This is a genomic window from Virgibacillus chiguensis (assembly GCF_900129865.1).
Taxonomy (GTDB): Bacteria; Bacillota; Bacilli; order Bacillales; family Amphibacillaceae; genus Virgibacillus; species Virgibacillus chiguensis.
Genome location: NZ_FQXD01000003.1, coordinates 69,263 through 84,323, shown reverse-complemented (window position 1 = coordinate 84,323; position 15,061 = coordinate 69,263). Strand labels below are relative to the sequence as shown.

Below are 15,061 nucleotides of genomic sequence, written 5' to 3'. Positions count from 1 at the left end.
ATTTTATAAAAAATAGAAAAGTAAGTATTTAGGGTTGATTTTATTGAAAATATAGACTAATATAGTTATTAAAATTTTACAGCTAAGGGGATAGTATCATGGAAGAATGGACAGTTAAAGTTAATCATTGTGCAGTCAAGAAAGAAAAGCCTCAAACAGACCAACTAGAATTCGGGAGGATTTTTACCGATCACATGTTTGTCATGGATTATTCTGAACCTTTAGGTTGGCACGATGCTCGAATTGTCCCATATCAGCCTTTAACGATTGACCCATCAGCAATGATATTTCATTATGGCCAATCCGTTTTTGAAGGATTAAAGGCATATCAAACTCCTGAAGGAACCATTCAATTATTTCGTCCGGAAAAGAATTTGCAGCGTTTAAATAGATCCAACGATCGCTTATGTATTCCTGCGATTGATGAAGCTTTTATACTGGAAGCTCTAAAACAATTAATCTATTTAGATAAAGAGTGGATCCCCTCTGCAGAAGGAACATCCCTTTATATTCGCCCATTTATTATTTCAACAGAACCTTATATTGGCGTGGCACCTTCTCATCAATACAAGTTTGTAATCATTTTATCACCCGTAGGAGCTTATTATAAAGAAGGCATTAACCCGGTGAAAATTGCTGTGGAAAATCATTACGTCCGAGCGGTGAAAGGTGGAACTGGAGAAGCAAAAACTGGTGGAAACTACGCTTCAAGTCTGAAAGCACAAGAAACATGTTCCCAAAAGGGCTTTGCTCAAGTACTTTGGCTTGATGGAGTGGAAAAGAAATATATTGAAGAAGTTGGCAGTATGAACGTATTCTTTAAAATAAACGGAAAAGTTTATACTCCGATGCTAAATGGAAGTATTTTAGAAGGAGTTACGCGTAATTCCGTTATTCAGTTATTAAAACACTGGAATATCCCTGTTATCGAAGAAAAGTTATCCATGGAAAAGTTATACCAAGCATATCTTGATGGAGAGTTGGAAGAAGCTTTCGGCACGGGTACAGCAGCAGTTATCTCACCAATCGGTCAACTAAGTTGGGAAGACAAAGATCTAATGATTAACAATGGGACAACAGGTGAATTAGCTAAATCACTATATACTACACTAACAAACATCCAATATGGTAAAGAGGCCGATCCATTTCATTGGGTCGAAAAAGTTAGCGAAGCATATGCTGTAAAGTAGTAGCAAGTGCACTTATTTTACATTTTACATCACTCTATTATTAGTATATGCATGGGAAATCGTAGTTAGCTTATGATAAGTAGAAAGACTTGCTCATCGACAAATTTTTTAGCACACGCTATCCTCTTTCTTATACGGTAAATCTTAACATTTAATTTTCTAATAGCACCGCTAATAAGCCGAGCAATTTTATTGTTCGGCTTTTGCTATGTTAACCATCTTAATCAATCGGCTACCTATTTATTTAATTGTACTATTTTTGTAATTTTCGTTGACGAAACAACCATTGTTTGCGTATAATAACTTAATTCCTACTTTTATTATAGGAATAATAAACTTTGTGTTGCCAAGGAGGTTTTCATCTTTGCTTTTAGAAATCGAACATGTAAATAAATCCTATTGGGATGACAAACAACAAGTACATTTCCCTGTTTTTTCAGATGTGATGATAAGTATAAATGAAAATCAATTCGTCTCTATACTTGGCCCATCTGGTTGTGGAAAGTCGACTTTACTTTCTATGATTGCTGGTCTGGAGGAGACAACAGAAGGAACGATAAAGCTAAACCGCGAACCTATTAGCGGCCCTGGGCCAGATCGAGGAATGGTGTTTCAGCAACCTTCCTTACTTCCATGGCTCAACGTTAAAGAAAACATCTTATTTCCAATTAAAAAACGGTTCAAAAAGAAGGAAGCAGAAGAGCAAGCTGCTTATTTTCTACAGTTAGTTCAACTAGATAAATTTCAACATCATTATATCCATGAACTTTCAGGTGGGATGCAACAGCGAGTAGCCATTGCACGTGCCTTAGCAATGAATCCAAAAATATTATTAATGGATGAACCGTTTGCCGCTTTAGATGAGCAAACAAGAGAGAACCTTCAAGACAAATTGCTTGCTATTTGGCAGAAAAAGAAGAAAACGATATTGTTTGTAACGCACAGCATTAAGGAAGCACTCATCCTTTCTGATAGAGTCATCGTCATGGGAACCAATCCCGGACGAATAATAAGTGATGTAAATATTAATCTAAGCAGGCCACGTAAACGAGAAGATGAACAAATCATAATTTTGGAGAAAAAGATTAGAAAGCTTTTAAAAAATGAAGTGAATAAAGCATTAAAGGATGTATGGTCAAATGAATTTCAAAATGCTTAGCAAGCAACTACTATTTCTAGTTTTCTTTATAACGATTTGGCAATTGGTTTACTCGATAGGTATTTTTGAAGCAATCGTATTTCCTTCACCAAAGAATGTAGCTTTTGCCTTATATAATGGATTTTCAAGTGGCGATTTTTTAATTGCTTTGGGAGCGAGCTTTAAGCATCTTCTACTTGGAATAACAACAGCATTATTCATAGGTACTGTTATTGGGCTTATTCTTGGCAAATCAAAAGTTGCCAATGAAACAGCAGGCATGTATTTGATAGGAATGCAAAGTATACCAAGTATTGTTTGGGTGCCACTTGCAATTATGTTATTTGGTTTTACCGAGTCTTCTGTTGTATTCGTAGTTGTACTAGGGGGAACTTTTGTCATGGCACTTCAAGTAAGGTCAGCCATTCAAAATATATCCCCTCAATTAGTTCGTGCGGCAAAAACGATGGGAGTTAATGGTATTGAGCTTTTTTACAGAGTTGAAATACCTGCGGGGATGCCCCATTATATAACAGGCATAAGGCTTGCATGGGCCTTTAGCTGGCGTGCATTAATGGCAGGAGAATTATTAAGTAATGGTCCTGGATTAGGCTATTCACTTAGATATGCGCAAGATTATGCTCGGATGGATCAAGTCATCGCAATCATTATAGTTATTGGTGTTATAGGAGCAACTGTAGATCATGGCATCTTTTCAAAAATTGAACGTAATGTCATGAAACGCTGGGGTTTATTAAAACAATAGAAAAATAAATTTTGCCGATTTCCCCCCGTTCAAACATATATTTTATAGAAAGGGTGACGAAAATGAGAAAGAAAAAACTGTTTTTATATGTATTCATTATTTTCATTGCGGTGTTAGCAGGTTGTGCTAAAGAAAATAAGGATACTGACAATAAAGAAAAAATAACTATTGGTTACTTTCCCAATATTAATCATGTTGCAGGAATGGTCGCAGAAGAAGAAAAAATGTATGAATCCGAGATGCCAAACGGTATAAAAGTTGAATATCAATATTTTCCTGATGGTTCTGCATTTATGACTGCATTAGAAACTGGTGAAATCGAAGGAGGTCTTGTTGGTCCTGGCCCCGCAATGAACCACTTTGCTAGCGGCGCAAAGATTAACATTGTAGCAGGAGGATCGACTGGTGGCACTGTCATTATGGCTCGCAATAAAGCAGGGATTGAAAGCCCGAAAGATTTAGCAAATAAGACGTTTATTTCTCCACGAGTTGGTTGTACGCATAATGTACAATTTGAAGCTCAGATGAAGAAAGAATATAATCTAACATCTGATCGAGTCCAAGGAAAAATGAAACATGTGACTGGCAAGCCTGCAACTTATCACAGTATGTTTATCTCTGAGAAGATTGATGTTGCTACAGTGCCAGAACCTTGGGCATCTGTAATTGAAGCAGAAGGAAGCGGAAAAGTGTTGATCGACACACCTGAAGTCGCTTGGGGAGAAATATTGCCTGCTGCAGTATTTGTAACTTCTCAAGATTTAGCCAAAAACAATCAAGAGCTTGTGCAACATATGGTGAACGCACATCAGCAAGCAACAGCGTTTATTCAAGATAATCCTGAGAAAGCCAAAACGATTGCTATTAAAAAGATTGCAGACATTACGGAACAAAAGCTGTCCAAACAAGTCATTGATAAGGCATGGAAGCGTATTGATTTCACATCCGAAGTGGATAGCGATGTACTACAGGATTTTTCTAATGCTTCCTATGATTTACAGTTTCTCAAAGACAAACCAAATCTGAAAGGGTTAGTAGATACACAATTTTTACAGTAACGAATAGTCTTTTAGAAAAAATCGGTGCGTATATAAAGTTTTTTCCACACCAGAACCGATTTTTCTTCACGTTGGTAGTTCACTAATTACAAGACAAGATGTTTTGTGAGAGTGAAATTGAAGAACTTAAATGATACTATAAACCCAAAAAATTTTTATACTTTTCTACAGTGCAAAAAAAACAGCCAGACGCATTCCCATGCTTGGAAGATTAGCGTCTGGCTTTTCTTATAAAATAAGGTGCTAGTGAACAAGGAAATAACCGAATAGTCACGCTCCTAATCCATGACTCAGCAACGAGGTGACTTCTCGAAATTGCCCTAAGCTAAGTCACCATCAGTTTCTCCCTAAAAGGAAGACCGACTAAAAAAGGCTTGCCGACCAAAGTGGACATACTTCTGTTTTAGTGGCATGATTCCTATATCTTTCATTGATCCATTCCATCGCTTCGTTGCTAAACGAGCGCTGTTCCTTAAACCATGACTTTACAAATATCATTCGTAAATTCAACAGGGTCGTTTACAGGTATACCTTCAATTAATAACGCCTGATTATACAATAAGTTTGTATATAAACCTATTTTTTCCTTATCCTCTTTATGAGACTTTAATGCTTGGAATACGTCATGATTTACGTTAATTTCTAATATCTTTTCAGCCTTTATTTGTTGATTATTCGGCATTGCATTAATTACTTTTTCCATTTCCAAAGAAATTTCGCCCTCAGCTGTTAAGCATACAGGATGCGATTTCAAACGTTTAGAAGCTCGGACATCTTTTACTTTATCTCCTAGATGTTCCTTCATAGCTGTAAACAATGCTTTATTCTCTTCTTGTATTTCTTCATCTGCTTCATCTTTTGTGTCATCCTCTAAACCAAGATCACCACTAGATACAGATTTAAATTCTTTCTCTTTATATTCTCGCATCATTTTAATCGCAAATTCATCTACTTCTTCGGTGAAGTATAAAATTTCATACCCTTTATCTGCTACCATCTCCGTTTGTGGTAATTTTTCAATGCGATCAATAGATTCACCAGCAGCATAATAAATATACGACTGATCTTCTGGCATACGTTGTACATATTCAGCAAGCGTGACTAATTTCTTTTCTTTTGATGAATAGAACATAAGCAAATCCTGCAGTGTTTCTTTATTCGCACCAAAGTCATTATATACACCAAATTTCAGCTGTCTGCCAAAGGCTTGATAAAATGTTTCATACTTTTCACGATCATCACGTAATAGGTGCTGTAGTTGTGTTTTAATTTTTTTCGTCATGTTTTTTGCAATTACTTTCAACTGTCTGTCATGTTGTAACATTTCACGTGAAATATTTAAAGACAGATCTTCGGAATCTACCATACCTTTAACAAAGCTAAAATAATCTGGTAGAAGATCTGCACATTTATTCATAATTAATACACCGTTGGAATAAAGTTCGAGGCCTTTTTCAAATTCCGGCGAATAATAATCAAATGGTGCATTTTCTGGAATGAATAAAATAGCATTATAGCGAACTGTACCATCCACATTAATATGCATGGATTTTAACGGTTTATCGAAACCATATCTTTTTTCTTGGTAAAAATTCGTGTAATCATCTTCTGTTAATTCACTTTTATTCTTTTTCCAGATTGGGATCATACTATTAATCGTTTCTTCTTCTACATAATCTACGTATTCTTCACTATCTTCCTCTTTCGGTTTGCTCTTTGTAACATCCATTTTAATTGGATAACGAATGAAATCCGAATACTTTTTAATAATTTGTTGTAATTGATGCTCGTCTAAAAATGTATCAAACGAGTCTTCCTCTTCGTTTTCTTTTATTTTGACAATAATTTCTGTACCAACGCTTTCTTTATCAGCAGGTGTAATGGTATAACCATCTGTCCCTGTTGATTCCCACTGGTATGCTTGATCGCTATCCACTGATTTCGTAATCACCGTTACTTTATCTGCCACCATAAATGCCGCGTAAAAACCAACACCAAATTGCCCAATAATATCACGGCCATCTTTTAGTTCCGTGTCATTTTTAAAAGCAAATGAACCACTTTTAGCAATCGTTCCTAAGTTTGTTTCTAATTCTTCTTTCGTCATGCCAATTCCCGTATCAATAACTTGCAAAGTACGATCTTCTTTATTTGGGATAAGTTTAATATAATAATCTTCTTGATTAAAAGTTAAGTTTTCATCTGTTAAGCTACGATAATACATTTTATCCATTGCATCACTTGCATTGGAAATTAGTTCTCGTAAAAACACTTCACGCTGCGAATAAATGGAATTAATCATTAATTCTAACAAACGTTTGGATTCCGCTTTAAATTGCTGTTTTCCCATAAGATCCTCTCCTCTACTTAAACTCATATGTTTAAATACCATAAATGTTATTTCATGTCAATCATGATGCATGTATTCCTATTTTATACACGATAGGAAAGTATAAATAGTATGTTTTTAATATAACACCCTTAGCAATATAATTACACTACTTTTGTCTAGCGAGATCTGTTATGTAGGAAAAAAATTGTTCCCGTTTCACTTCATAGACAAGGTTCACTTCACGCCCTTGTTTATTCAGTTCTGTTCGTCCCTGACTTTTCCCATCAGGATGCACGAAACATCGAACGATTTTCCTTTTAATTACATTTGAATTTCCTATTGTTGCTGTTGTAAGTACATCCCATAGAAAATATGTTGAATTTGTTTGGAAGTGGACAAGTGGGGGAACCATTGCATAACATTGTCCTAAAAAGTCTATTCCTATATCTTCTCTTTCTCTCGCCCATTTATTACGAACATCTACCGTTAGTGGCACATTATTCGTGCTTTCTAATGCTACTAAATCAATAGTTATTTCACTATCCCAAACTATTTTTGCAGCTTCTGGGTCCCAAAATGCGTTCCACTCAGCTGTTCCATCGTGTTCAGGCTCTTCTACATTTCCAGTCGGTAAAAACGTGCCACCCATCCAAACGAGTTTTTCAATCTTTTCCTCAATATCTGGCGCTTCGTCCAATGCTCTTGCCAAATCCGTTAATGGCCCGACGAATAATAATGTCACTCGTTCATTACTATTTCTTAAAGTTCGAATAAGGTGTTGATGTGCTGGTAATTCTGCTTCCTTTGTTTGGATTGGTAAATGCTCATTGAGTATTGGTAGTGCATCTACATAAAAAGCATGCATGCGCCAATCTTTAGGAAATGGATTTTTCCCACGTGAAGTAGAAGCTGCTACTTCTATCTCTTTCCCTTGTCCAAACCGATCAATAATTTTGCGACTTGCATATATTGCGGGTTCCAAATAACAATCTGCTGGGATAACGCTAACACCTACTAGATCAACATCTTCCATTTGCAATAATAAAAATAACGATACTAAATCATCGACTCCACCATCGTGGTTCATGTATACTTTTCTCTTCATTCTGTGTAAATGTCCTCCTCGAATTAACCCATTTCCAATATGTATACAACCCATTGTCTCAAGTTTTTCAATTCTTTACAAATGATATAGTAGAGAGATGTATATCAAGTTTTTTCGACATAGTTATATTTTTAATGCAACAGTTGGTTTGAATTAGAGACAGCTGCAGAAAAACACTACGCTAGCTTAACAGTATGAACTATCGCTATATGTGCAATGTCAACTTCTCCACTTCACGAGGTTGAAAATATAACAGCTAGCCGTTTGCTAGCCTGTTTTTATATATGCTCTACAAACTACTCCAACCTTAAAATGAACCTCTTTGGCGATTTTCTTTTATCTCACACGAAGGCTTTAGTAGCTCAAGGGGTGTAAGACCTCTTACGAAAAATGGGATTTAGGTACTGTAAGACGAGTGGGTAATAACAGTACAGCAACCTGTTATAAAAATGGAAATGTAGGCCATAGCCTAGCGAAATTTTAATAGCTTGCAGAAAAAGGAGAAGGAGATATATGATAGCATTTTCTGGTGCTTAATCCAGTTTTCCTAAAAACATATACAAGCCGTGAGGGAAAGGACCTACCACGGCTTGTACATTCACTTTATTGGTTATTTTGTCGATACGTTTCAATTTCTTGTCTTGCATTATGCAATTTTTCAAAGGTTTGTTGAAATTGTGGGTTGTCTAAAGCATCTTGTCCTGCTTGATACTTTGTTTCTTTCAATAAGTGGTCCACTTGTAACAGTTGGTTTTGCGCTTGCATCAACTCTTCCTCATTTCCACTTGTTTTAGCCTGTTGGATAAGCTCGTAAGCATCTGTAAATTGCTGTGTAGCCAACTCTAATTGCTGGTGAAGCATTTGCTTTTCCATTGTATACCTCCAAACGTATCGTAAACATATATTCATAAACATCCTATTAACAATATATGTTTTGTTATTCCCAAAACTTTTATATTCATACGTTTTAAAAAAGGAATAAGCTTCTTTTTAGAGTTGACGAGCCTAATAAAGCAGGAGCATAGACATCATAATTAATCGTAACTATCTGGGTTTGTTCCACTTCGATCATTTTGATTTAAACGGCTAATTTTTTGCATTTCTTTTTCAGTTAGCGAAAAATCAAAAATAGCAGCATTTTCTTTAATTCGTCTGGGATTCGTTGATTTCGGAATCGTTATTACTTCGTTTTGAATATCCCAACGCAAAATAACCTGGGCTATAGTCTTTCCATACTTTTCAGCTAAGCTTAGTAAATACGGCTCGTCCATTAGTCGCCCTCGTTTTAAAGGGGACCATGCCTCTAACTGGATACCTTGTTGTTTGCAAAACGCATACAGCGGCTTCTGTGTTAAATGGGGGTGATATTCAACTTGGTTGATAGCAGGAACTATTTTACTATTCGCTAACAAATTTTCTACATGTTGTTGGTGAAAATTGCTCACTCCAATTGCACGGACTTGACCGCTTTCATACAGCTCTTCCATAGCTTTCCAAGTCTCTGCATACTTTTCTTTCACTGGCCAGTGAATTAAATAGAGATCTATATAGTCTAAGCCAAGCCTCTGCAAGCTCTTTTCAAAAGCTTCTTTTGTCTCAGCGTATCCTTGTTCGTCATTCCATACCTTTGTCGTAACAAATAACTCTTCACGGGGAATATTTGACTGCTTAATGGCTTCCCCAACACCTACTTCATTGTCATAAAATGAGGCAGTGTCTATCATACGGTAGCCTGCCTCTAAAGCTGCCTGAACCGCAGTTTGAACCGTTTTTCCATCTTCAACTTTGTAGACGCCTAAGCCGAAACCAGGCATTTCTACTCCATTATTTAACAAGACAGTATCTTGTAAATGTGTAATCACGTAACATTCCTCCCCTTAGACTACCTCCATTATTAACACAAAGAAAACGAACGTTCAATTAGGAGACCCTAATTTCTTACATCATGATGATAACTCCTCCTTACTATATGAACAGCGTTTTCCAGACTTTTGATAAAAGCATCTTAGTTACGCAAGAGCTGAAATTATTTTTAATAAATTGGTGTTATTTTTAAACGGGCGGGGAATAGACAAAAATAGAAATAAAGGGGGGGTTTTCCTGTTGATTCCAGCAGTCCAACAATCAAATATAACAATACTTTCTATTTCCCTTATATTAATAATTAGTATTCTAGCTGTAAAATTCTCCGCAAAAGTAAATTCTCCCTCGCTTGTCTTCTTTATTGGTATAGGGATGATTTTCGGTAGTGAAACTGTTCATTTATTTCACTTTGATGACCCATCTGCGGCGCAATTAATAGGGATGCTAGCTTTAGTTGTTATTCTGTTTGATGGCGGGATGCAAACAAATTGGCAATCTTTACGGCCTCATGCAGTTCCTGCTTTATCTCTTGCTACGATCGGAGTGTTATTAACGACTATTGTGATGGGTCTTGTAGCAAAATTACTGTTTCCTTTTAGCTGGCCAGAAGCTTTATTATTAGGAGCTTTAGTTGGCTCAACAGACGCTGCAGCAGTATTTGCTATGCTTAAAGGAAAAGATGTATCTAACAAAATTACTTATACGTTAGAAGGAGAGTCTGGAGTAAATGACCCCATGGCTGTATTTTTAACTACTTCGTTGATTACCGTGGTAACCAACGAAACTCCCAATAGCTTATCTTTTATTGGAGATTTCATATGGCAAATGGGCGGAGCAATCGTTTTTGGTTTTATTATTGGTAAATTAGGAAGTAAAGGATTGCATCGCATGGCCTTATCTGCAAGTGGTTTATATCCTTTATTAGCACTTGCTTTTGCTCTATTTGCCTATAGTTTTGGTTCATTGCTACAGACAAGTGGTTTATTAACCGTCTACATTGCAGCCATTGTTATTGGTAGCCATCCTTTGCGCCAACGCTACACGATTTTGCGTTTTAATGAGGGATTGAGTTGGATAGCACAAATAGGAATGTTTGTACTTTTAGGTATGTTTGTCATTCCGTCTGACTTATTTTCGTTTTCTATTATTGCAAAAGGTTTGTTGCTCTCTTTTACATTAATACTTATTGCGAGACCAATTGCAACAAATATCGCCGTTATACGAATGGACTTTAATTGGAAGGAGAGATGTTTTATATCGTGGGCTGGATTGCGTGGAGCTGTGCCAATCGTGCTTGCGCTATTCCCAATGCTTGCTCAAATAGAGCATAGTCAGCTTTATTTTAACCTCATATTCTTCATCGTGTTAACATCTAGCATGATTCAAGGAACTTCACTACCATGGCTGGGAAGAAAACTTGATCTATCAAAAAACAGCAAATAGCCGTATTCAGATCATATAGTATAAAACGGGAATGAAAATGATAAAGTACATCTTCATTCCATGCTTTTACATGCCCTTATTTGCACTTGCTTTTTGCTTGGTTTTCTATAAGGAGCTCCTTATTTATTTTAAATAACTCACCTATGAATGTTGTTCGCTATGTACAGTTTCTACATGAACGGTTTTTGATTTTGTGTGATTGTGTAAATCACAATAATATACGGTTGTTTTTATTTTTTGTGATATATGGCACGTACGTTTATGTCTCATAAAATTCTTCCAGTACGTAAATTCATGACTACCCGTATGTATGTAATTAATATCTGAGCTTTTTTGCTTCCATTCATGCAAAATAGCTGCATAAGAATGGTTCGGTCTGTCCAACCAGCCAAAAGAAATAGTACAAAATAAAGTGATACTACAAATGTAAAAAAATCGCCTGTATACCATGTTCAATCACCAACCTACTATTCGTTTTTTACTATTTTTATACAGGCGAATTGGAATTATACATCTTGGGTTTACATTAAAATCCGTGGTTGGCAAAACGGATGAAAGGATACAGTAAACGCAAATAGAAAAAATCGTTATGCACAATAAGCTAACTTATAACCCAACATATAGACTTCACGTATGCGAAACGATTAATTCAGCATCCCCTGCCAAGCGATACGTTGTAATTCCATGTGGCAAAATAAAATGATCACCTTTTTGTATGGCGAATGACTGCCCATTTATTTCAATTTCTGCTTTCCCAGAGATTACGCTACATTGAAGAAAATCAGCGTCTAACTGTTTTGTTACTTGTCCATTTACTTTCCAGTGGTAGACAGTGAAATAATGTTCTTTAACCAATTGCTTTATTTGCAAATCATCTATTTGACTCTGTTTCTGATCAAATACAGAAGCTTGATGGGGAATATTTGTAACTTCTTTTGCTTTCTCCAAATGTAGTTCTCGTGTATTTCCATGACTATCCGTGCGATCATAATCATAAACTCGATACGTAATATCTGAACTTTGTTGCGTTTCTAGTATAACAATACCTTTACCTATCGCATGAATAGTACCACTAGGGACGTAAACAAAATCGCCCGCTTTCACAGGAATTCGTTGTAATAATTGGTCCCACTTTCCTTCATCCATCATCTTGGCTAGCTCTTCTTTTGTTTTGGCATGGTGCCCTAAAATAAGTTCCGAACCCGAGTCTGCTTGTAACACGTACCAGCATTCTGTTTTACCATACGGCTGTTTTTCTGCCTTCCTTGCGTACGCATCATCAGGATGTACTTGTACAGATAAATTATCATCTGCATCTAGTATTTTCACCAATAACGGGTATGCTTCACTACGATTAGACTCTCTGTTAAATAATTCACGATTGGTATTCCACGCATCTGCTAATGTTTGGCCAGCAAGGGGGCCGTTTATTATTTCACTTGGTCCATGAGGATGAGCAGAAATAACCCATGCTTCCCCAGTTTGATTTGATGGGATAGGATACTGAAACATTGACTTCAACTTTCCCCCACCCCATATTCTCTCTTGAAATACAGGTTTTAAAAAGATCGGTTCTTGATACACATTCATTCCTCCAATTGTACGAACATAGTTGAAAAGCATGTCAAACTTCAATGAAGCACTCCATTTTTTCTTCATGAGTTGTGCCCATGTGATAGTTTGAACGACATTATTATACCAAAGAAAAGGAAGGAGCTTAAATCTCACCTCCCCTTCCCGGTTAGCAACGTAGCTCAACGAAAGTTTTAGGAAACACCCTCCTGCAACAGGAGTATGCCCGCGCCCTCTGGCAAGCCCGTCTTTAGTCGGCCTTCCTATTTAATGCGAACAGATGATGACTTATCTTAGGGCCCTAATAAATTGTTAATTTACCATTATTTTCAGGGCTACAAACAAGCAGCCTAAGATAACAACTTAATTGTAGCTTCTTTTTTTATTGAATTTCACTTAATAATTGATGCGCTTCTTCTTTTGTTGTGACATGAAGTAATTTTTCTCTGTAATTGTCATCCATTAATTTCCGTGAAAGCATTTGTAAAATTTTCAAATGATCATCTCCAGCCCTCTCTGTAGGCACGGCAATCATAAATATTAATTTAGCAGGGTTTCCGTCTAAACTTTCCCAATCAACTCCAGCGCGATGCATACCAAAAGCTACAGCTGGTTCACTTACTGCATCGGATTTTCCATGTGGGATAGCAATGCTCATCCCCATTCCTGTCGTCCCTTCATGCTCTCGAGCGATAACAACTTGCTTATATGCTTCTTCGTCAAGTACTACTCCTGCTTGTTTCATACTAGCTATTAACTCATCTAATACTTCTTCTTTTGTATTTCCTTGAAGATCTAAATGAATTAAATCGTTCGTTACAATATTGGTTAATTTCGTAATCTCAGTCGTTTTAGATGAAGCATCTTCTTCCGCTCGTTTAGGTGACGTATCATTTCCCTTGAGCGTTCCTGATACATCTTTCTTAAGAAAGTTAACCATGAAAGCCGTGACAATCGTACCGATAATGGCAGCTACAAAGAACATAAGCACATTATCTACTGCTCCTAGTACAGCGACAATAGGTCCGCCGTGAGCTACTCGATCACCGACATTCCCAATCATTGCAATGACAGAACCTGTCATGGAACCAACCATAATACTTGGAATAACTCGCAATGGATCTTGCGCAGCAAAAGGAATCGCTCCTTCCGTTATGCCAAATAGTCCCATAGTGAAACTTGCTTTTCCTGCTTGTTGCTCTGCAGGTTGATATTTACGTTTGTTCATAAGCGTCGCTAGTCCCATCCCTAAAGGTGGAATACAGATAGCGACAGCAATTGGTCCCATAATTTCATAATTTCCTTCTGCAATCATGGCTGAACCAAATAAGAAGGCTACTTTATTAAAAGGACCACCCATATCAATGGAAATCATAGCCCCTAAAATTAGAGCGAGCAATATAGAACTTGCTCCTTGCATCCCTTCTAGCCATGCTGTTAACGATTCAAACACTTGTGCTACTGGCGCACCAACAACATAGACAAATAATAACCCAACTGCTAAAGTTGCTAAGATTGGTATAAAAATAATTGGCATTACAGGTTGAATGGCTTGTGGCACTTTAATCTTCTTAATTGCTAATGTAATATATCCCGCAAGAAAACCTGCAATAATACCACCAATAAAACCTGCACCTGCTTCACTTCCATAAAAGCTACCATTTGCAGCGATAAACCCACCAATAATTCCGGGAGCTAAGCCTGGACGGTCAGCAATACTAACAGCGATAAAACCTGCCAATATAGGCACCATAAAGCTAAAGGATGTCGCGCCAATTTCTTCTACCTTTTTCCAAAACGAATCTTCAGGAATAACGATTCCTCCTGGTGTTTGTTCACCACCTAAAGTTAGTGCAAGAGCTATCAGCAATCCACCAACTACAATAAAAGGAATCATATAGGAAACTCCACTCATCAAATGTCGATATATGGGGTTTTCTTTTTCTTTTTTCTTCTTTTTCACGTCGTTTGCGGACATTAAGTCAGCTTGATAAACAGGTACATCTTCGGTAGCAAATCGGTTAATTAATTCTTCTGGACGTTTTATCCCTTCCTGCACACCAGTAGCAATTAACCTTTTTCCAATAAAACGTTCCTTCGTGACTTCTTTATCACTCGCTATAATTACACCATCTGCTTCTTCAATATCCTCATCCGTCAATGCATTCTCTACACCAATAGAACCTTGTGTTTCGACTTTTATGTCTACACCTAGTTTCTCACCAGCTTTTTGTAAGTTTTCAGCCGCCATATACGTATGAGCAATTCCTACCGGACACGCTGTAACAGCAACTATTTTCATCATTACGCCTCCTACTCATCTATTTTACATTTATGATTTATAATTGCTTGCAAACTTAGTATACAGTAGCTTTATCTACAATATATTCTTTATTCTTTCCGGAACTATGGTAATTATATTTTATTATTATTTTAATATTTCTAGCCGGTTGGTTTTTTCCATTCGCATTAAAGAAAACGTAGCTTACCTTCAACTCTTAGAACAAAGGCTCGGGGCGCCCGGTTAGCAACGTAGCGACTGGAACGAAGCAACGAAAGTTTTAGGAATCATGCTCCTGCAACAGGATATGCCG

The 15,061-nt window shown here is 36.9% G+C and carries 11 protein-coding genes; 5 read left to right on the top strand and 6 right to left on the bottom strand.

Annotation, left to right across the window (positions count from 1 at the left end):
• Nucleotides 1-98 precede the first annotated feature (98 nt).
• The 4 genes from BUB45_RS04800 to BUB45_RS04785 all read left to right on the top strand — a co-directional run bounded on the left by BUB45_RS04800 (nucleotide 99) and on the right by BUB45_RS04785 (nucleotide 4,152).
• Nucleotides 99-1,190, top strand: a complete 1,092-nt coding sequence (locus tag BUB45_RS04800) for a branched-chain amino acid aminotransferase (protein ID WP_073005871.1) — start codon at nucleotides 99-101, stop codon at nucleotides 1,188-1,190.
• Between the two features lie 364 nt (nucleotides 1,191-1,554).
• On the top strand, nucleotides 1,555-2,349 hold the full coding sequence (locus BUB45_RS04795) for an ABC transporter ATP-binding protein (protein WP_073005869.1): 795 nt from the start codon (nucleotides 1,555-1,557) through the stop codon (nucleotides 2,347-2,349).
• The gene (locus BUB45_RS04790) at nucleotides 2,330-3,094 is read left to right on the top strand and encodes an ABC transporter permease (RefSeq protein WP_084723538.1); all 765 of its coding nucleotides are present in this window, start codon (nucleotides 2,330-2,332) and stop codon (nucleotides 3,092-3,094) included. Before BUB45_RS04795 ends, BUB45_RS04790 begins: the two co-directional genes overlap by 20 nt.
• Before the next feature lie 62 nt (nucleotides 3,095-3,156).
• Nucleotides 3,157-4,152, top strand: coding sequence for an aliphatic sulfonate ABC transporter substrate-binding protein (locus tag BUB45_RS04785; RefSeq protein WP_073005867.1), 996 nt, complete (start codon nucleotides 3,157-3,159; stop codon nucleotides 4,150-4,152).
• A gap of 472 nt (nucleotides 4,153-4,624) precedes the next feature.
• On the opposite strand, the gene htpG is transcribed toward BUB45_RS04785, so the two are convergent.
• The 4 genes from htpG to BUB45_RS04765 all read right to left on the bottom strand — a co-directional run bounded on the left by htpG (nucleotide 4,625) and on the right by BUB45_RS04765 (nucleotide 9,451).
• Nucleotides 4,625-6,502: a molecular chaperone HtpG gene (htpG, locus tag BUB45_RS04780; protein ID WP_073005865.1), complete on the bottom strand. Its 1,878-nt coding sequence runs from the start codon at nucleotides 6,500-6,502 to the stop codon at nucleotides 4,625-4,627.
• A 148-nt stretch (nucleotides 6,503-6,650) separates the two neighbouring features.
• Entirely contained in the window at nucleotides 6,651-7,589 is a 939-nt protein-coding gene (locus BUB45_RS04775) for a nucleoside hydrolase (RefSeq protein WP_073005863.1), read from the bottom strand.
• 603 nt (nucleotides 7,590-8,192) lie between these two features.
• A complete protein-coding gene (locus BUB45_RS04770) occupies nucleotides 8,193-8,462 on the bottom strand; it encodes a hypothetical protein (RefSeq protein WP_073005861.1) in 270 nt (89 codons plus the stop codon).
• A 161-nt stretch (nucleotides 8,463-8,623) separates the two neighbouring features.
• Nucleotides 8,624-9,451: an aldo/keto reductase gene (locus BUB45_RS04765; RefSeq protein WP_170861709.1), complete on the bottom strand. Its 828-nt coding sequence runs from the start codon at nucleotides 9,449-9,451 to the stop codon at nucleotides 8,624-8,626.
• Nucleotides 9,452-9,692: 241 nt separating this feature from the next.
• On the opposite strand from BUB45_RS04765, the gene BUB45_RS04760 reads away from it, so the two are divergent.
• The gene (locus tag BUB45_RS04760; protein ID WP_073005859.1) at nucleotides 9,693-10,895 is read left to right on the top strand and encodes a potassium/proton antiporter; all 1,203 of its coding nucleotides are present in this window, start codon (nucleotides 9,693-9,695) and stop codon (nucleotides 10,893-10,895) included.
• A gap of 627 nt (nucleotides 10,896-11,522) precedes the next feature.
• Here the strand turns inward: BUB45_RS04760 and manA are convergent.
• On the bottom strand, nucleotides 11,523-12,479 hold the full coding sequence (gene manA, locus BUB45_RS04755; RefSeq protein WP_073006201.1) for a mannose-6-phosphate isomerase, class I: 957 nt from the start codon (nucleotides 12,477-12,479) through the stop codon (nucleotides 11,523-11,525).
• A 370-nt stretch (nucleotides 12,480-12,849) separates the two neighbouring features.
• Entirely contained in the window at nucleotides 12,850-14,769 is a 1,920-nt protein-coding gene (locus tag BUB45_RS04750) for a PTS fructose transporter subunit IIABC (protein WP_073005858.1), read from the bottom strand.
• Between the last annotated feature and the right edge of the window lie 292 nt (nucleotides 14,770-15,061).

Excerpts from the sequence above, each read along its gene's own strand:
- BUB45_RS04800 (WP_073005871.1), top strand. The coding sequence starts at position 99 with ATGGAAGAATGGACAGTTAAAGTTAATCATTGTGCAGTCAAGAAAGAA.
- BUB45_RS04790 (WP_084723538.1), top strand. The coding sequence starts at position 2,330 with ATGAATTTCAAAATGCTTAGCAAGCAACTACTATTTCTAGTTTTCTTT.
- BUB45_RS04785 (WP_073005867.1), top strand. The coding sequence starts at position 3,157 with ATGAGAAAGAAAAAACTGTTTTTATATGTATTCATTATTTTCATTGCG.
- htpG (WP_073005865.1), bottom strand. The coding sequence starts at position 6,502 with ATGGGAAAACAGCAATTTAAAGCGGAATCCAAACGTTTGTTAGAATTA.
- BUB45_RS04775 (WP_073005863.1), bottom strand. The coding sequence starts at position 7,589 with ATGAAGAGAAAAGTATACATGAACCACGATGGTGGAGTCGATGATTTA.
- BUB45_RS04770 (WP_073005861.1), bottom strand. The coding sequence starts at position 8,462 with ATGGAAAAGCAAATGCTTCACCAGCAATTAGAGTTGGCTACACAGCAA.
- BUB45_RS04750 (WP_073005858.1), bottom strand. The coding sequence starts at position 14,769 with ATGAAAATAGTTGCTGTTACAGCGTGTCCGGTAGGAATTGCTCATACG.